We start from the raw sequence: 17,607 nt of genomic DNA, 5'->3' as shown, positions 1-17,607 counted from the left end.
CGATCTCGGGTCTGAACTTATAGTCGGCCATAAGGTCGGACTTAGCACCGACGCCGAAATCCCGTCAGACGGCCTCCGCCGGAGGGATACGTGCTGTGTGGCCTCAGTTCGAGTGATGGACCCGCAACGCGTGCCAACTTGATGCCGCCGCCAACCTGGTAAGAATGCCCAGCCGCAGAGCAGGAACCCAATGAACTTGCCCTTAAGAAGTGGAGAGCACCAACTGAGGAACCGGGGGGATCTATATCCGAAGGGCAACGACCGAAGCCGGAATGTCGGCGGGAAGCGATGCGACGAGCACTGACGAGCGGACGCAGAGCGTTTGATGCCTTGTTTTTTTGCGCATCTCGCCGGTGCAGTCCATTGCGATAAATGAAGATATTCCCGCTCAGGCCGCACCGACCATCGACGCGCGGTTTGCCATGAGACTTCGGAAGGTAGGGCTCCAGACGCGCCACCTGCGTGTTGCCCATCCAGAAGAGATTAGACATATCACCGCTCTATTTTTCCGCAGTGAATCATGCAGTTCTGCTGGAAACAACGGAGCCTGAGCCTAAGCCGACAGATTCTCGACTGTGGCGTCGGGCGCGTTCTTCTTCACAGATTCAATCCCCGCATCGCGCGCCGAGGCGCTGCTGTAGGTTTCGCTTGTGCCAATGACTTGGCCATTGGTTGCCTTTAGATTGAACATCGGTTTGCCGGACGCGGTATCCTTGCGCTCATACCGCGCGTCGTTTGGAGCGTTCTTGCGCACGGAGTCAATTCCGTTCTCTGCGCTGGATTTCTGCTTGTAGCCCTCGCTTGCAAGGATGATTTCGCCGTTCCCAGCCTTGAGGCGGAACCGGTATTCACCGGCTTTATCAGTGTAGAGCTCGAATTTCCCAGCCATCAAAAAAACTCCTGAAATTGCCATGCCGACGGATACAAATATGCGTCAGGCATCTGAGTTGTTGCAAGAATATTTCGATTGCAGGACGATGGAATGCAAGACACTGTGGCAGCCCGATTTGAGCCACGAGGTAGACATTGGGCAAGTTGCGACTGAAACCAGTTGTTTGAAGGCTATCGCTGTCACCCGCTCCTGCAATGGTCATAGACCACTATCAGAGAGAGGTCAGTTCACCTTGGTGCCCGAAGCCTCGGCGTAAGCGGTCGGCTGCGCGTTTACCCCCGTGCAGCGCGATCGCACGATTGATCCGGGACGCCGCGCGGCGCGCGTGGCGACCGACTCCGGGCGAAAATTGGGGAGGACACGGCGTACCGGAACGGTAGGCGAACGAAATAGAGGCTCTCTACATCGGCGGCCTTGCTGACACGTTGCTGCAGGGCCTCGCGCGTGTGGAAGGCTAGAAGATCGATCCGTACGAGAACCGTGTGGTGTCTGGCGCACCAGTTCGGTCTTGTCAGAGGAATTCGATCCATTAGAGCTTGAGGCGGAAGTTTTGTAGCTCGTGGCAGGTCACGTTGCCTTCACGCGTTTGGCCTCGGTCAAGCAAAAAAGTGAGTGTTGACTTGTCGCCACCAGTTTTTGCCGGGTAAGGACAGGCACCAAACTTTCTTCTGACCGTGCCCTCGACCGAGAGGCGTCATCCTAGGTTGGGTGTCGAAGGCCGAACTGTTCCGCCTTTCCCAGCGCCAAAGCGGGAGCTAGCGTTTCGCCGCTATTCAGAAGGGGGTGGGGTCTGCGGACGCAAGTTCAAAAAGTTGGGGGCTTTATTCTTGTTGTTGTTTGTTCTTTTTTGAGGCTCTAAGTCAAGTGGGCCGCCGGGTCCGTGATCTCAGCCGATGCGGCAAAGGCAACACCGGCAACATCGCACGGTCAATTTCTTTAGCCGTTCGATTGCCCCGGTAGCTGACCGATTTGGAACATTGGGCGACCTGTCGACGTTGAGGGCCATGACGATGCAAATTGGGGGGATGTTTGACCGATACCGATTGGGAACTACTCGAACGTCAAGGCGCTCGTGAGGTCTGGGCAAAGGTAGGCCAAACTTCGGATGGCGCAAAGACTGTTCAGTACAAAGGCAAAGAGCATGTCGAAATGCCAGGCGAGCGCTCGAAGGTTGACGAAGTAAAGGTCTTTGACACTGAGACAGAAGCGCTTGCTTGGCTGAACGCCGGCGTCGGATAGGCTGCTAGGTTGTGTCGTGCCCACGTTCCAGGCTTACTGTTCCTAGAGCGTCCCGCTAGAGCGCCTGCGGAGGAATTGATGAAGTGGACCAAGGATCGTGTTTCGGAGGCCGACATCGACGCCTTTCTCGGTGTCATCAAAGAGCTTGATCAACGAAGCAGAAACCTTCTGGCCTTGATGCTCTTTGCGGTACGCCGACGCGATCCCAAGCTTAGTGAGGCATTGGACGAGCTTCACAAGGCTTCTCCCACTGGGCAGGGCCCTGTTGATAAGCCTGTGGATGGAATTGACGGAAGCCTTCTGAGGAGGCTGAACAGGATTTGTCCCGATGACGAATGCGTTTGGTGGGAACGAGCACTCACCTATGCCGAAACTGAAGGCGATGCGCACTTGTACCAGGGCCTCGTCGCACTGGTTGAGCGTCGGGTGGCTAGCTGAGGTGGGGTGAGTGGACACGGCACCATAAACTAGGTGTTGAAGCTCTCCACAGACTCCCAGCGGTCGGCCCCGTCTGGCAGCAACTACTGTTCTGCTTGAAAAGGGGACCTATCGCCAACTGAACCTGCGCGCGATTGCTGAGGAAGACGAAGAGATCCCGATCGGCGGCGGCTTGGTGCACACGCGTGCGAGGGGCGAGGCGCTCTTTCCGGAGCGCGCGGACCTCGAGTGGCTGGAACAAAGCCGCAAGGAAATGGGCTCGGTGGTGTTCAACTGCCAGTACCAGCAGAACCCGATTGCCCCCGATGGCTCGCCGCTGAAGTGGGAGTGGTTCAAGACCTACGAGGAGCGCTTGCAGCGTGACCGTTACCAGTTGGTTGTCCAGAGCTGGGACACGGGGATGTCGGCCAACCCGAACGCAGCATGCTCGGTGTGCACGACCTGGGGCTTCACCGACAACGTGTGGCACCTGCTGGACGTCTTCCGCGATCGGCTGGACTATCCGGATCTTTTGAAGAAGGTGCGCCGCAGCGCCGACGAGTGGCGGGCCGACGAGGTCATCATCGAGAAGGCCGCGACGGGCATTCCCCTTCTGCAGGATTGCCGTCGCGAGGATCGGGCACGGTTCTTGGCCGAGACCCCCTATGAGGACAAGGAAATCCGGTTCAACCGCTCCTTGGCTGCCGTGGAGGCGGGAAAGATCTACTTGCCGCGCGAAGCCCATTGGCTACCCGCGTTCAAACGTGAACTGCAGGCTTTCCCTCGGGGCAACCTCAAGGACCAGGTGGACAGTTTCAGCCAGTTCATCAACTGGTTGCAATCTCACAGGTTCTTTTCTGCCCTTGGCCGTGATCATCCGATCAATGTCGGGCGACGTGAGAAGGTCATGGCGCGGCGCGAGCGGCGCCCGCGTCGATAGGGAGCAGACGCCTTATGGCGGGCTGTGGGTTGCACGTGGCCGTGGTCGCGCGGTCATTAGGGTACTGTTAGGACAAAACGTGTCGCCTACACACGCTTGGCCCTAGTCAAGTGCATAAGCGAGTAACGACTTGGCGCCACGAGTGGTTTGCAGGCAAGGACTGGCTGGACGGTCTTGTCAGAGGAAATTGATCGAGTAGGGTTGGAAGCGGGAATTCCAGTGCCGGTCGCCTTCACATGCTTGGCAATAGTCAAGCAAACAACTGATTATTGATTAAGCGCCGCTTCTCGGGGGCGGCTTAGGATAGGCACTAAGTTTTGTTCTGGCAGTACCTCAGTTGGTGCTCTCCACTTTTCCAGGGCGAGTCGATAGTGCCTCTTGAAGCGGTGCGTAGACCTCATACTGCAAATGTCGCGCGACCGTTGGAGGTTGGACCGGAAGCGATAGGAAGCCGTGGAGCAGGCCTTCGCATCGGGTAGTGCGCACCGTGGTACCGGCCTCGGCCAGCTGGGTGGCAAATTTCTCTGCCTCGTCGCGGAGCGGATCAATCTCGGCGGTCAAGATCGTCGTTGGCGGCAGGCCTTGAATTTCTGTCTGTGTTGGCATCCGGTAATTGCCATTTTGATCCGCTCCCAGATAGCAGTCCCAGAACCATTTCATCGCGTCCCGGGTCAAGAGAGGACCGTCAGCGAATTCTGCCTGGCTCGCGCTGTCGCAGGCCGGGTCAAGCGCCGGATAGAGCAAGGCAAGTTGGCTGGGCGCGCGACCCTGAGCCACCAGTTGCAGGCACGCATACAGCATGACGTTGCCGCCCGCGCTGTCCCCGCAGAGCGCGAAATTCTCCGCCATCACTCGGTAGGCGTCCGCGTCGTCGAGGACCGCGTTCACAACTGCAAGGGTGTCTTGGACGGGGGTAGGGTAGGGGTACTCCGGTGCAAGTCGATAGTCGATGCTTATGACGGCCGCGCCTGTCGCAGCGGCAAGTCTTCGGCAAATGCCGTCGTGCGTGTCGATGTTGCCCCAAACGAAGCCTCCGCCATGGCAGAAGAAGATCACCGGCAATTCCGGCGCGTCGGTGGGGCGGTAATGGCGGATCGCGACGGGATACCCGCCGCTCTCGATGATCTCGTCTGCCAGCACGGCCATTTCCGGTGTGTCGCCTTGATCCATGGCCGCATTCGCCGCGCGCCGCACCTTTTCCATTGGGACTTCGGGGGGCGGGGGCCGCACGGTGTTGCGTGGATCTGCAACGAAGTGCTCGTATATCGGGTCGATTGCCATGACGACTGCCTTGTAGAAGAGTAGAGTTTCGTACTATTTAGTAACAGTGAGGCGTGCCTGGAACAAGCTGGTCCACGATCCGAGCTGCCACCCAGGACTCAATCCAACTACAGGGGTTCCAAAGATGAAAACGGCACGTCCGACCATCAACGACGAAGTCGCCGCTTTCAAACGGGCGCGGACATTGGAGGCAGCCACGGACCTGTTTTACGAGAAGGGCTACAACAACAGCACACTCGACGACGTTGCGGAGCGACTTGGGGTGACGAAGCCCTTCATCTACAAGAATTTCGGCAACAAACATATGCTCCTGGCGACGATCTGCGCGCAAGGGATCCAAGGAGCGTTGGGCGAAATGGAGGCGGCGCTGGCACAGAACGCCGGACCTGCCGAGACACTGCGCATCTTCGTGCCGCGCTATGTCGAAGCGATCATCGCAGCCCAGAAAAGCATCGCGATCCACATCCGCGAAGAAAAGAACCTGCTGCCGGAAGACGCAAACCGCTTGGCGGCCCTTCGCCAGAAGTTCATGGGGCAAGTGCAGGGCGTCCTCGAAGCCGGCAAGAAAGCGGGCGAAGTTGACGTACCTGACCCCCGAATCTCCGCTTTCGCGATCGTCGGTGCGGTCAGCTGGCTGACTTTCTGGTTTCACCCTGAAGGCCCACTGTCCCCGGAGGAGCTTACGGAGCGGATGACGGCCGTGATTTTAAACCTGCTTCGCTCGGGCGGCGTGCGCCTTACGGCTTGAGGTAAAGTTCAAAAACAAATCAAAGACTTGTCCCGACGCAACGCCAGTTGTGCGCGGCGGGCTTCTCTGCGTTTCGCTGAAGCTCAAGGCAGATTTCGCGACCGGAAAACCAATTAGTACTTGAAAGATACTGATGAGTAACCTTACGCTGCCTAGAGTTCGGCGTCGTTATCCTGACTCGGGGTGACAGGGCTGGCGTAAGGGAGGACCAGTATTGGAATATCGTGACGTCCTGATCGTGGGCGCTGGAATCGCGGGGCTTCGCACCCTCTATTCCTTGCGCAAGGCCGGCTTCGACGCGCAGGTCTTGGAGGCTTCCGATGAAATCGGCGGTGTCTGGAACCACAACCGGTATCCAGGCGCACGGTGCGATGTCGAAAGTTTCGATTATTCCTACAGCTTCTCCAAGGAGCTGGAGCAGGAATGGGTTTGGAGCGAGCGTTACCCGACCCAGCCCGAAATCCTGCGCTACCTGAATCACGTAGCGGACCGCTTTGACCTGCGCCGTGACATCACGATCAACGCCCGTGTCGAAGCGGCCGACTACAACGAAGAAAGTGCGACCTGGACACTGACGCTGCATGACGGTCGCAAGGCCAGCAGCCGCTACCTCGTGCTGTGTCTCGGGCAGCTTTCCGCGCCGAAGATGCCGAATTATCCGGGGCAGGACCGCTTCAAGGGCGAGACGATTGTGAGCGCCATGTGGCCGCGCCGCGAGATCGACTTCACGGGCAAGCGCGTCGGTATCATTGGCACCGGGTCATCCGGCATGCAGATGACCCCGGTCATCGCGCAGATCGCCGAGCGCGTCACGGTTTTCCAGCGGACCGCCAATTTCAGCGTACCGGCCGCAAATGCACCACTCACGGAAGAAGAAGACCGCGCTGTAAAGGCGGATTACGAAGCACGCCGCGAGATGACCCGCAACTCGCCCACCGGGCTCGGCTTCCAGCCTGGCAAGAAGAAGACCCTCGAAGTGAGCGATGAAGAGCGCGAGGAAGCGTTCGAGAAAGCCTACCACCGGCTCGGATTCGGCTTCGCGCTGACCTACCCGGACATCCTTCTCGACAAGGATGCCAATCGCGTCGCGTCCGACTTCCTGCGCCGCAAAATGGGCGAACGGGTCGAGGACCCCGAGGTCCGCGAAAAGCTGATGCCGGTCACGCATGGCTTCGGCACGCGCCGCCCCACTGTGGATAGTGGGTATTTCGAGGCCTTCAACCGCGACAATGTCGACCTTGCCGACATCCGGGAGCACCCGATTGAGGCCTTCACCGAAACCGGAATCCGCACGTCCCAAAAGCATTACCCGCTCGACTTCGTAATATTCGCGACTGGGTTCGATGCGCTGACCGGGGCTCTGCTCAAGCCGCGCATCGCGGGGCGTGGTGGCGTGACGCTCAAGGAGAAATGGGCGGCGGGTCCGATTACGAACATGGGTTTGGGCACCGCGGGCTTCCCCAATCTCCTGATCGTCGGGGGACCCGGCAGCCCGACGGTCCTGTCGAATGTCATGGTTTCGACCGAACTTCAGGTCGACTGGATGACCGAACTGCTGTCGCACCTTCGCGATGCCGGTGTGCGCGAGATCGAGGTGACGCGTGAGGCGGAAGCCGCGTGGAACCGGCATGTCGCCGAGCGGGTGAATGAAACACTCTACATGACCGCGCAGAGTTTCTACAACGGCGGTGAAGTCGAAGGAAAACCCAAGGTTTTCATGCCCTACTCTGGCGGCGTGCGTCATTACCGCCGGCTGCTCGAGCAATGCGCCGCGGACGATTACGTGGGCTTTGCACTGCGAAGCACTCCCCTTGCCACCCAACCGGAGACGCAGGATGCCGACTGACGCGTCCTGGAACCCCCGCGAAAGCGTTGCCGTTGTGGGCGGCGGCACCATGGGCGTGGGCATCGCCTACGTATTCACCATGAGTGGCTATGACGTGCATCTGGTGGAACCGGACGCCGACCGCCGCCAAGCCGCCTTCGTCACCATGGGCAGCGCCGCGCGTACCGCCGTGGAGCGCGGAAAGATCGCAGCCGACCTTGCCCGGGACCGGGTCTCCGCCGTGTCGGTCAAGGCGGCCGTTGAAGAGTTGCCCGAGGGGGTCGATCTGGCCATCGAAACCGTACCGGAACAGCGGGTCTTGAAGGAAAAGGTGCTCTCGCAGATCTCGGAACGCGCCCCGGCCCTGATCGCGTCGAATACAAGCGCCTTGTCCATTGACGACCTCAGCGGAGCGGTTGAGACCCCTTCGACGTTCCTTGGCATGCATTTTTTCAATCCCGTGTGGTCCTTGATGCTGGTGGAGATCGTGCGCGGTTCGCTCACGAGCGATGCCAGCATCGCCAAGGCGCAAGGCTTTGCCGAGGGTATTGGAAAGAAGTCCGCCGTGGTTTCAGACGTCCCAGGTTTCGCGACGAGCCGCTTGGACCTTGTGCAAGCGCTCGAAGCGATCCGGATGGTCGAAAACGGCGTGGCCAGTCCTGAAGACATCGACCGCGCGATCGAAACGGCCTACCGGCACCCGATGGGGCCGCTTCGCCTAAGCGACGTCGTAGGTCTCGACGTGCGGCTAGACATCGCTCGTCACCTCGAAGACGTGCTGGGCCCCCATTTCGCGCCGCCGAAGCTTCTTCAGGACATGGTGGCCCGGGGCGAACTAGGACGCAAATCGGGAAAGGGATTTTACGAATGGCCCGAGACGGCACAAACGCAATAAGAGGGAACGCATCGCGCATGGGAAATCTCTTCAACTCGTCACTCGTCGATACTGCCGAACATCACGCGATGCTGCGCGACAGCGTTGGCAAGCTGGTCGGAGGGTTCGGGCGCAAGTACTTTCAGGATGTCTACAAGCGTGACGCCAAGCCTGTGGAGCTCTGGGACGCGCTCGGTGACGCCGGCTTCCTTGGCGTTCATGTTGCCGAGGAATACGGGGGCGGCGGAGGCGGCATGGCCGACTACAACGTCATTGTGGAAGAGACGGCAGCCCAGGGCTGTCCGATCCTCTCGCTCGTCATCGGCTCCATTTGCGCGCCGATCATCCAGAAGCATGCCACAGATGAGATGAAGCTAGAATGGCTGCCGGGCCTCGCCTCAGGCAAGAAACGTTTGGCCTTCGCGATCACGGAACCTGATGCCGGGTCCAATACCCACAAGGTGTCGACGATCTGCCGGCGCAACGGCGATGGTTGGTCCATTCGCGGGAACAAGTACTGGACCTCGGCTGTGGACGAGGTCGATGCGATCATGGTGGTCGCACGCGACGAAACGCTCGACGAACGCGGACGCGGGGCGCTGTCGCTGTTCCTCGTGCCCGTCGACGCGCCGGGTATCACCAAGACGCCTATCGAAACGGCTCTTCACGTGCCCGAAACGCAGTTCATTCTCCACTTCGACGACGTGCAGGTCCCGAAACATGCGCTGGTCGGTACCGAGGGGCAGGGGCTTAAACATCTGTTCGCCGGGCTCAACCCGGAACGTATATGCGCGGCCGCGATCAACAACGGCATAGCGCGTTACGCGATCGAGAAGGGGACACAGTACGCGGGTGAACGTTCTGTGTGGGGTGTGCCGATCGGGGCACACCAGGGCGTGTCGCACCCGCTTGCACAAGCCTACGTCTCGGTCCAGCAGGCACGCCTGATGACAGCGCGGGCCGCGGAACTCTACGATGCGGGCTCGTCCGAGGCGGGCGAGGTTAGCAACATGGCCAAATTCGCGGCCGCCGACTCCTCTCTCGTGGCGCTCGACCAGGCGATCCAGGTTCACGGCGGTAACGGGCTGGCCATCGAATACGGGCTCGCCGACCTTTGGTTCATCGCGCGCCTGCACAAAACCGCGCCGGTGAGCCGCGAGATGGTTCTCAACTTCTTCGCCCAACATTCCCTGGGCCTGCCCAAAAGCTACTGAGGATCTAGGAGGGTGGACATGTCTGGCGTCATTCGGGAATACAATACTTTTGCGGATGTCATTCGGCGTCACGCCCAAGAACGTCCGGACGCGCCGGCACTGACGTTCAAGGGCGATACCCATAGCTTTGCACAACTCCATGACGCCACCTCGCGCACCGCCAACATGCTGGCATCGCGGGGGGTGGGTCCTGGCGACCGGGTGGCGCTGATCAGCCGCAACCGCCCCGAGATGTTCGAGCTGATCTATGCTTGCAACAAGCTCGGCGCGGTACTAGCCCCGTTGAACTGGCGCCTCTCTCAACGCGAAATTGCGCAGATCTTGTCCGATTGTATGGCCTCCGTGGTCATCGTCGACGAAATCGGTGAGGGCCTGCTACCCGACGAAAGTAGCGAGGTGCCCGTGCTCCGGTTCGGCCCCGACTTTGATGAAGCGCGCGCGGCAGCATCGGGCGATGATCCCGGCCACTCCGGCGGGCCCGACGAAACGGCCTTGATCCTCTATACGTCCGGCACCACCGGCTTGCCCAAGGGTGTCATGCTGACCAACCGTGGCATGTCCTACACCCGCGAACTCGCTAAGGCTTGGGGTATGGACAGCGAGAGTGTGAATTTGGTGGCCATGCCGCTGTTCCATATTGGCGGTTGCGGCTATGGCAGCAGCACCATGTTGGCGGGCGGACACACGGTCCTCATGGCCGAGGTGGACGTGCTCGAGATCCTCGCCCTGATCCCACGCCATCGCGTGACGCATACGTTCCTTGTTCCCGCCGTGGTCCAGTCCATGTTGAATGCGCCAGAGGTTGCCGATGCGGACCTGCAAAGCCTCCAGCTTCTCATGTATGGAGCCGCGCCGATGGGCGACGTGCTTCTCAGGAGAGCGATGGATGCCTTCGGCTGCAAGTTCATGCATGCCTACGGGATGACAGAAACCTCGGGCACCGTTGTTATCCTGGAGCCCGAGAGCCATGACCCCGACGGGCCACGCAGCGGGCTGCTGAAGTCCTGTGGCCGTGCGCTGCCTTGGGTGGAGCTACGCGTGGTCGATCCCGCCACAGGCAAGGACGCCATGACAGGCGACGTTGGGGAAATCTGGCTGCGCACACCCATGGTGATGAAAGGGTACTGGCAGAACGCCACCGCGACGCGCGAAGCAATTACTGCCGAAGGCTGGTTTCGCACCGGTGACGCTGCCTACCTCGACGAAGAGGGGCACGTGTTTCTCTTCGACCGGTTTAAAGACATGATCATTTCGGGCGGCGAGAACATCTACCCGGCTGAAATCGAGAACGTCCTCAACGGTCACCCGGCCGTGGCCGAAGTCGGCGTCATTGGAGTGGCGCACGAGAAGTGGGGTGAGACGCCGCTTGCAGTGGTCGTACGCAAGGCGGGACAAGCGGCTGATGCAGGTGCACTGATCGCCTACACGCGCAAGAACCTGGCGACCTACAAATGTCCCAGCCGCATCGTTTTCGTCGAAAGCCTGCCGCGAAATGCGTCAGGAAAGTTGCTCAAGCACGTGATGCGTGACACGTACGGAGCGACGTCATGACGACGACCCTGGCCCTTCTACGCCGGTGGGTGGTCGATTACTTCAATCGCCATGACGCTGCCGCAGCACGCGAGTTCTGCGCGCCTGACTACGCGCTTAGCATCGGTGACGTTGTCCTGGCCGGGCGTGATGCCGAATGGCTGCCGGCGGTCGATGTGCAGATGCAGAACTTCCCCGGGATGGCCATGACCGTGCATCAGACGCTTGCCGGTGACGGGTGGGCGGCCATCTGGTTCAGCGAGCATGGCATGAGCAAAGGGAAGTCCGCGGTCTGGTCCGGGGTCGGCATCTACCGCTCCGAGGGCGACGTGCTTATTGGATGCGTCGCGCAGGAAGATTACATGACTCGCCGCCGGCAGCTGAAGACAGGCGAGGCCGACGAGGTCGATCCGCCTGCCGTCGCTCCGTGGGATGTCGAGCCCGCGTCTTCGAACAATAACGCGGAAGGCGCAGTACGGCGCTGGCTGCAGGGGCGCTGGCCGAAGGATACCCCCGCCGTCATCTGCGACGACGAGCACATAACCGGCACCCCGTTGGAATTCGACGTGATGCAGACCGAAGTGGGCGCGCTCCATTCCGCGGGCAATCACGTGGCTTTCAACGTGCGCCAGACGGGCACCTACCGGGGCGGCCTCCCTGACCCGGCCAGCAGTCCGGCGGAGGAAACGCTCGATTGCAACGGGATCGTGCGCGTCGAGGACGGCAAGGTTGTCTCTGGGCGTGTCATCCGGGACCGCATGGGCCTCTGGGTGCGCAGGAGGGAGGCGGCATGAGCGTCGGCAACACCGTCCTCACAGAACGCGACGGCGCGGTCCTCGTCGTCAAGCTCAACCGACCGGAGCGGCGCAACGCGATAGACCGTGCGACGTCTGAGGCGGTCGCGCATGTCATGGACGAGTTCGACGCCGACGAGACCCTGTCTTGCGCCATTCTAACCGGCGTGGGCAATCATTTCTGTGCCGGGATGGACCTGAAAGCGTTTCTCGACGGCGAACGGGTCGAGCTAGAGGGACGCGGTCTTGCGGGTATCATCCAGACGCCGCCGCGCAAGCCGGTGATCGCGGCCGTGGAAGGTTATGCACTCGCAGGCGGCTTCGAAATCGCGCTGGCCTGCGATCTGATCGTCGCGTCGGAGGAAGCGCGGTTCGGGTTGCCAGAGGTCCGTCGTGGCCTGATCGCGGGATCGGGGGGGCTTTTGCGCCTCCCGGAGCGGATACCGCGCCAGATCGCGATGGAATGCGCGCTGACGGGACGGATGATCCCGGCGGAGGAAGCAGCGCGCTGGGGCTTAGTGAACCGGTTATGCTCCGCAAGCGGCGCGCTTGACGAGGCGCGCGACCTCGCCCGGGAGATCGCGGTGAATGCTCCGATGGCGTTGGCGGCAAGCAAGGAGATAGTCGCCAAGAGCGGGCGCTGGCCCGCGGGCGAGGTATGGCCTCGCATGAACGAACGACTCGAAAAGATCATCAATTCGCAGGACGCCCGGGAGGGGGCGGCTGCATTCGCCGAGAAGCGCGCGCCATGCTGGCGCGGACGCTGAGGGGCACATCGAATTCGGCCAAGGGTTTGGCCGGACCCCGACACCCCTAGGGGATCGGGTCACTCAAGGGAGGAGCTTAAAATGGACTTCAAGGCAAAACTGTTGGGCTGCGGAGCTGCTGTCGCGTTCACACTCGCAGCGGTTGGTGGGGCACAGGCCCGCGACGTCAAGATCGTGGTCGGCGTGCCGCCCGGAAGCGGTGCGGAATATGGCGTGAAAGCTTTCGCCGAGGACCTCGCCGAACGCACGGACGGAGATCTCAACGTGCGCATCTTTCCGCCCTCACTTCTTGATCTGAAGCAGACATTCGGCGGCATGCGAGACGGTGTCGTGGATGGGGGCTACCTCGTCCTGAATTACTTCCCCTCGGACCTGCCCGAGGCGATGCTACCGATCGAGCTTGCCATGCTTGGCAAGAACCCGTTCGCGATGGCGGGCGCCATGAGCGAGTATATCGTTACTTGTGAGCCCTGTGTCGAAGAGCGCCTGCGCAACAACCAAGTGCCCCTCGGCAACGCGTCGACTGGCGCATACGGCATTCTAGGCACCTCGCCGATGACCACTGTCGCCGAACTCGAAGGCAAGAAACTGCGTGCGGCGGGTGGCGCCTGGTCGCGCTGGGCGGCCGCCATGGGTGCCGTTGGCGTGAGCCTCTCGGGCAATGAGATCTTCGAGGCTGTTTCGCAGGGCACGATCGACGGGGCGATGAACGCGCCGTCGGAGCTGAGCTCAATCCGCCTGATCGACGTGGCCACCGACGTCACCACGAACATGCCGGGAGGCACAGTCCACGGGCTCGATGTGATGAGCGTGAACCGCGACTTCTGGAAATCGCTCAGCGACGAGCAGCGGCGCGATTACTTGGACGCCGCGGCGCTTGGAAACGCGGCCACCACCTGGAAATTTGCCAACGACGTGGCTGAGAACATAGAGCTTGCCCGCGAGCAGGGCATAAATGTGCATGAGGCATCTCCGGAAGCCCTGGAGAAGTCGAACGCCGTGATCGAGGCGGATCTGGAGAACATCGCCAAGATCGCGACCGAGACCCATGGCATCGAGAATGCCGGTGAGAAGATCCAGCGCTTCAAGGAACTGGTCGCCAAGTGGGAAGGCCTGCTGCCGATGGACCGTGATTGGACGGCCGAAGAAATCGCCGATGTCTACCGCTCCGAGATCTTCTCGAAGATAGACGAATCCAGCTACGGCCTTTAACGAAATGTCCGCGTCCATGAAAACGAGCTGGATCGACCGCATCGCGTGGGGCGCGGACAATGCGCTCATCGCCATCGCCTCTCTGGGGCTGGTGGCGATGATGCTGCATATTAGCGGCGACATCATCGCGAGCCTTCTATTCAACGCGCCAATCGCCACCACGAGCGCGATCGTCACGAATTACTACATGATTGCCGTGGCGTTCCTGCCGATCTATGCGGCTGAGTTCCGCGACGCCCATATCGGCGTGAACCTTCTGACAGCGCGCCTGCCGAATGCGGTGCAACGTTGGTTGGAGGTACTGATCATGATCGCGACTGCGGGCGTCTACGTGCTGTTGGCCGCGCAGTCTTGGGAACAGGCCACGCAGAAGCTGGAGACGACCGCATATGTGGTTGAACAGACCAGCAAAATTTTCATTTGGCCGAGCTACTTCATGCTTCCTGCCGCTTTCGCCGCTGTAGCGCTTCTGCTTGTCGTCAAGGTGCTATCGCGCATCGCCGGTGGACCCGTGCTGCGGGAACCGGTGGAAGCCGGAAAGGAGCGCGACGATGTCTGACGCAATGATTGGAGCCGCAGGTATCGTGGGGTTGATCGTCCTGATCGCGGCAAACATGCCGATCGCTATCGCGTTGATCCTCGTATCCTACCTAGGCCTTGTCGCCCTGATCGGCCCGGCCGCCGCCTGGGGCATGATGGAGGTCGTGCCGTTCAGTTTCATCTCGAACTGGACGCTAAGCTCCGTGCCGATGTTCGTTTTTATGGGATATGTCTGCTTTCACGCGAATTTGACGCGGGGCCTCTTCGATGCTGCGCGGCTCTGGCTGTCGCGCCTTCCCGGCGGTCTCGCAATCGCCTCGGTCTTCGGCTGTTCAGGGTTCGCTGCCGTTACAGGCTCCTCGGTCGCGTGTGCAGCGGCCATGGGTAAAGTCGCCGTGCCGGAGATGCTTCGAAATGGATATGACAGCAGCCTTGCAGGCGGCACTGTCGCGGCCGCCGGCACTGTGGGTGCGCTCATTCCACCCAGCATCCTGCTCATCGTTTTCGGTGTCGTTGCCCAAGTATCAATCACCGATTTGTTTTTGGGCGGTGTGGGGGCCGGCATTGCCACTGCCATTGCTTATGTTCTGGTGATCCTGCTGCGGGTGAGAATACGTCCATCTTTGGCGCCGTCCGTCGAGGAAGAAGTGACATGGGCCGAGAAGCTCCGCGCTCTGCTGGGCGCGGGTCCCATCCTGCTCCTGATCGTGGGCGTGCTTGGCGGTCTCTTCGCAGGTCTTTTTACCGCAACGCAGGCGGGCGCCGTCGGTGCAATGCTGGCCCTGGTAGTCGCGCTTTTCCAAGGCGAGATGTCCTTCCGAGTACTGCGCGCGTCCATCACCGAAACTCTCGTCACTTGCGGCAGCCTCTTCATCATCACCATCGGCGCCAGCATGCTGACCCGGTTCCTGACCATGTCGGGCGTCGGCTTCATGATCTCGGACGGAGTCGCTTTCCTGAACGAGCAACCTGTGCTGCTCCTAATGGGTATCGCATTGATCTACATGGCCTTGGGCATGTTCCTGGAGCCGATCGGGGCGATGCTTATCACTCTGCCGATCTTCCTGCCGTTGGTACATACAGCCGGCGTGGACCTGATCTGGTTCGGCGTTTTCGTGGCCAAGCTGCTCGAGATCGGGATGATCACACCACCCATTGGGATGAACGTGTTCGTGCTCAGTTCCACGGTCGGCAAGGCCGCGCCAACGTCGGTGGTTTTCCGTGGCGTGCTCTGGTTCTTTGTCATGGATGTGGCGTTGCTTGGCCTGTTGATCGCTTTTCCGGGGATTATCCTCGGAATCCCATCGCTTTTCTAAAAACAAACCGGCCCATGCCGGGCCGACATCAAAGGAGACTCGAATGAGAGACGCCGCAATCGTTTCCACCGCCCGCACGGGCATCGGCCGCGCTTTCAAGGGGGCGCTCAACAATACCAAATCCCCCACTCTCATGGGCCATGCGATGCGGCACGCTCTGAACCGCGCGGGCATCGAGGGTGCAGAGGTGGAGGATGCTGTCATCGGCACGGTGCTAGCGTCCGGCACGGCGGGCATGAACATCGCTCGCAACGGGGTCTTTGCAGCCGGCCTCCCTGTGTCGGTCGCCGCCCAGACCATGGACCGCCAATGCGCGTCGGGCCTTATGGCTGTGGCCACGGCTGCCAAGCAGATCATGGTCGACGGAATGCAGGTCACCATGGCAGGTGGACAGGAAAATATCTCGGCCGTCCAAGGTCCGTATTTCGAGGCTGCGATGGCCGCGAAGGATCCCAATGTCACGGGAAAAGTCGAGCATGCCTACATGCCCATGCTCCAGACCGCCGAGGTGGTCGCGAAGAAATACGGCATTAGCCGCGACGCACAGGACGCTTACGCCCTTCAGTCTCAGCAGCGCACCGCGGCGGCGCAGGAGGCTGGGCGGTTCGACGACGAAATCGTGCCGTTCGAGACAACGATGCTGATCAAGGACCGCGAGACAGGCGCGGTGAGCGAAACACCGGTTACGCTGACCAAGGACGAGGGCAACCGGCCCTCCACCACGGCCGAGTCCTTGGCTGGCCTGAACCCTGTCCTTGAGGGCGGTCTCGTAACAGCGGGTAACGCGAGCCAACTTTCTGATGGCGCTAGCGCGCTCGTCCTTATGGAAGGTAAGGAAGCAGAGCGTCGGGGGCTTGCACCACTGGGTTTCTACCGCGGCATGGCCGTGGCGGGCTGTGCACCAGAGGAAATGGGGATCGGCCCGGTCTATGCAGTTCCGAAGCTTCTAAGACAGCACGGGCTGGATGTCGACGACATCGGCCTCTGGGAGCTTAACGAAGCCTTCGCCTGCCAGGCGCTCTATTGCCGCGACAAGTTGGGCATCGATCCGGACATTTACAACGTCAACGGCGGCAGCATCTCGGTGGGTCATCCGTACGGCATGACCGGTGCCCGCCTTGTCGGACACGCGCTGATCGAGGGCAAGCGTCGCGGCGCGAAATATGTCGTGGTTGCGATGTGCGTTGGCGGCGGCATGGGGGCTGCAGGGCTCTTTGAAGTAGCTTGAAGCAGGAGGAGGGCGCTGTCAGAGGAACTTGGCTTGAGGCGGGGCAGGGCGCTGGCTAGCGTTCTGGCATGTCCAAGCCAAGTCCCTTCCGGTATTTCAAAACGTCGCCCGAGATCATCCGTTTGGCGGTGATGCTGTACGTTCGATTTCCGCTCTCGCTGCGAAATGTAGAGGACCTGCTCCATGAACGCGGGATCGACGTGAGCCATGAGACCGTCCGGTACTGGTGGCATCGGTTCGGGCCGATGTTTGCTGCCGAGATCCGGAAGCGCCGGATTGACGGGATGCGGTCCAGTCGCTGGCGGTGGCACCTCGACGAAATGTTCGTGAAGATCAACGGGGAACGGCACTACCTCTGGCGCGCTGTGGATCACGAAGGAGAGGTCCTGGAGAGCTTTGTTACCAAGACCCGGGACCGGCAGGCGGCCTTGAAGTTTCTAAAGAAAGCAATGCGCAAGCATGGTGGACCGGCGACGATCGTGACCGATAGGCTCCGGTCTTATGGTGCCGCCTTGAAAGAGCTCGGAGCTGACGCACGACAGGAAACGGGGCGGTGGGTGAACAACCGAGCCGAGAACTCGCATCTACCATTCCGACGACGCGAAAGGGCCATGCTTCGGTTCCGGCGCATGCGAAGTCTCCAGAAATTCGCCTCAGTCCACGCCTCAGTCTCAAACCACTTCAACCAGGAACGCAGCCTCTCGAGCCGATCCGTTTTCAAGGCCAACCGCGCCGCCGCTCTGACCGAGTGGCGTGGTCTCTGCGCGGAATAAGGGACAGCGAACCTGCC

Annotated in this window: 17 protein-coding genes and 1 pseudogene; 15 read left to right on the top strand and 3 right to left on the bottom strand. The window is 60.8% G+C overall.

What is annotated here, in order from left to right:
- Window positions 1-335: 335 nt before the first annotated feature.
- Together GQE99_RS04085 and GQE99_RS04080 are read right to left on the bottom strand one after the other, a co-directional pair.
- Window positions 336-491: pseudogene (locus tag GQE99_RS04085) on the bottom strand (IS5/IS1182 family transposase); the annotation flags it as partial.
- A gap of 62 nt (window positions 492-553) precedes the next feature.
- Complete coding sequence (locus GQE99_RS04080) at window positions 554-889, bottom strand: YegP family protein (protein ID WP_161350316.1); 336 nt, start codon at window positions 887-889, stop codon at window positions 554-556.
- A 1,032-nt stretch (window positions 890-1,921) separates the two neighbouring features.
- Between GQE99_RS04080 and GQE99_RS04075 the strand changes: the two genes are divergently transcribed.
- From GQE99_RS04075 to terL, 3 genes are all read left to right on the top strand, one after another.
- Window positions 1,922-2,131: a hypothetical protein gene (locus GQE99_RS04075; RefSeq protein ID WP_161350315.1), complete on the top strand. Its 210-nt coding sequence runs from the start codon at window positions 1,922-1,924 to the stop codon at window positions 2,129-2,131.
- 78 nt (window positions 2,132-2,209) lie between these two features.
- Window positions 2,210-2,569, top strand: coding sequence for a hypothetical protein (locus tag GQE99_RS04070; protein WP_161350314.1), 360 nt, complete (start codon window positions 2,210-2,212; stop codon window positions 2,567-2,569).
- Between the two features lie 175 nt (window positions 2,570-2,744).
- Entirely contained in the window at window positions 2,745-3,488 is a 744-nt protein-coding gene (gene terL / locus GQE99_RS04065) for a phage terminase large subunit (RefSeq protein ID WP_328794044.1), read from the top strand.
- Window positions 3,489-3,821: 333 nt separating this feature from the next.
- On the opposite strand, the gene GQE99_RS04060 is transcribed toward terL, so the two are convergent.
- On the bottom strand, window positions 3,822-4,769 hold the full coding sequence (locus GQE99_RS04060) for an alpha/beta hydrolase (protein ID WP_161350312.1): 948 nt from the start codon (window positions 4,767-4,769) through the stop codon (window positions 3,822-3,824).
- A gap of 124 nt (window positions 4,770-4,893) precedes the next feature.
- Between GQE99_RS04060 and GQE99_RS04055 the strand changes: the two genes are divergently transcribed.
- The 12 genes from GQE99_RS04055 to GQE99_RS04000 all read left to right on the top strand — a co-directional run bounded on the left by GQE99_RS04055 (window position 4,894) and on the right by GQE99_RS04000 (window position 17,590).
- Window positions 4,894-5,517 carry a TetR/AcrR family transcriptional regulator gene (locus GQE99_RS04055; RefSeq protein WP_161350311.1) on the top strand — a complete coding sequence of 208 codons (624 nt, stop codon included), beginning with the start codon at window positions 4,894-4,896 and terminating at the stop codon, window positions 5,515-5,517.
- A gap of 238 nt (window positions 5,518-5,755) precedes the next feature.
- Window positions 5,756-7,363 (top strand): flavin-containing monooxygenase, encoded by a 1,608-nt coding sequence (locus GQE99_RS04050; RefSeq protein ID WP_328794043.1) that lies wholly within the window; start codon window positions 5,756-5,758, stop codon window positions 7,361-7,363.
- A complete protein-coding gene (locus tag GQE99_RS04045; RefSeq protein WP_161350309.1) occupies window positions 7,353-8,237 on the top strand; it encodes a 3-hydroxyacyl-CoA dehydrogenase family protein in 885 nt (294 codons plus the stop codon). The genes GQE99_RS04050 and GQE99_RS04045 overlap by 11 nt, the downstream gene beginning before the upstream one ends.
- A 17-nt stretch (window positions 8,238-8,254) precedes the next feature.
- Window positions 8,255-9,430 carry an acyl-CoA dehydrogenase family protein gene (locus GQE99_RS04040; protein ID WP_202530576.1) on the top strand — a complete coding sequence of 392 codons (1,176 nt, stop codon included), beginning with the start codon at window positions 8,255-8,257 and terminating at the stop codon, window positions 9,428-9,430.
- Window positions 9,431-9,448: 18 nt separating this feature from the next.
- The gene (locus GQE99_RS04035) at window positions 9,449-10,981 is read left to right on the top strand and encodes a long-chain-fatty-acid--CoA ligase (protein WP_161350308.1); all 1,533 of its coding nucleotides are present in this window, start codon (window positions 9,449-9,451) and stop codon (window positions 10,979-10,981) included.
- Window positions 10,978-11,754, top strand: a complete 777-nt coding sequence (locus tag GQE99_RS04030) for a nuclear transport factor 2 family protein (RefSeq protein WP_161350307.1) — start codon at window positions 10,978-10,980, stop codon at window positions 11,752-11,754. Before GQE99_RS04035 ends, GQE99_RS04030 begins: the two co-directional genes overlap by 4 nt.
- Window positions 11,751-12,521: a crotonase/enoyl-CoA hydratase family protein gene (locus GQE99_RS04025; protein WP_161350306.1), complete on the top strand. Its 771-nt coding sequence runs from the start codon at window positions 11,751-11,753 to the stop codon at window positions 12,519-12,521. The genes GQE99_RS04030 and GQE99_RS04025 overlap by 4 nt, the downstream gene beginning before the upstream one ends.
- Window positions 12,522-12,602: 81 nt before the next feature.
- Window positions 12,603-13,733: a C4-dicarboxylate TRAP transporter substrate-binding protein gene (locus GQE99_RS04020; protein ID WP_161350305.1), complete on the top strand. Its 1,131-nt coding sequence runs from the start codon at window positions 12,603-12,605 to the stop codon at window positions 13,731-13,733.
- Window positions 13,734-13,749: 16 nt separating this feature from the next.
- Complete coding sequence (locus GQE99_RS04015) at window positions 13,750-14,292, top strand: TRAP transporter small permease (RefSeq protein WP_161350304.1); 543 nt, start codon at window positions 13,750-13,752, stop codon at window positions 14,290-14,292.
- Window positions 14,285-15,589, top strand: coding sequence for a TRAP transporter large permease (locus tag GQE99_RS04010; RefSeq protein WP_161350303.1), 1,305 nt, complete (start codon window positions 14,285-14,287; stop codon window positions 15,587-15,589). Before GQE99_RS04015 ends, GQE99_RS04010 begins: the two co-directional genes overlap by 8 nt.
- Window positions 15,590-15,632: 43 nt before the next feature.
- The gene (locus tag GQE99_RS04005; RefSeq protein ID WP_161350302.1) at window positions 15,633-16,817 is read left to right on the top strand and encodes an acetyl-CoA C-acyltransferase; all 1,185 of its coding nucleotides are present in this window, start codon (window positions 15,633-15,635) and stop codon (window positions 16,815-16,817) included.
- 68 nt (window positions 16,818-16,885) lie between these two features.
- Window positions 16,886-17,590: an IS6 family transposase gene (locus tag GQE99_RS04000; RefSeq protein ID WP_161350301.1), complete on the top strand. Its 705-nt coding sequence runs from the start codon at window positions 16,886-16,888 to the stop codon at window positions 17,588-17,590.
- Window positions 17,591-17,607: the final 17 nt, after the last annotated feature.

The sequence above is a fragment of the Maritimibacter harenae genome, assembly GCF_009882975.1.
Lineage (GTDB): Bacteria > Pseudomonadota > Alphaproteobacteria > Rhodobacterales > Rhodobacteraceae > Maritimibacter > Maritimibacter harenae.
Note: the sequence above shows the minus strand (reverse complement) of the source record. Positions and strands in the feature narration are given on the sequence as shown.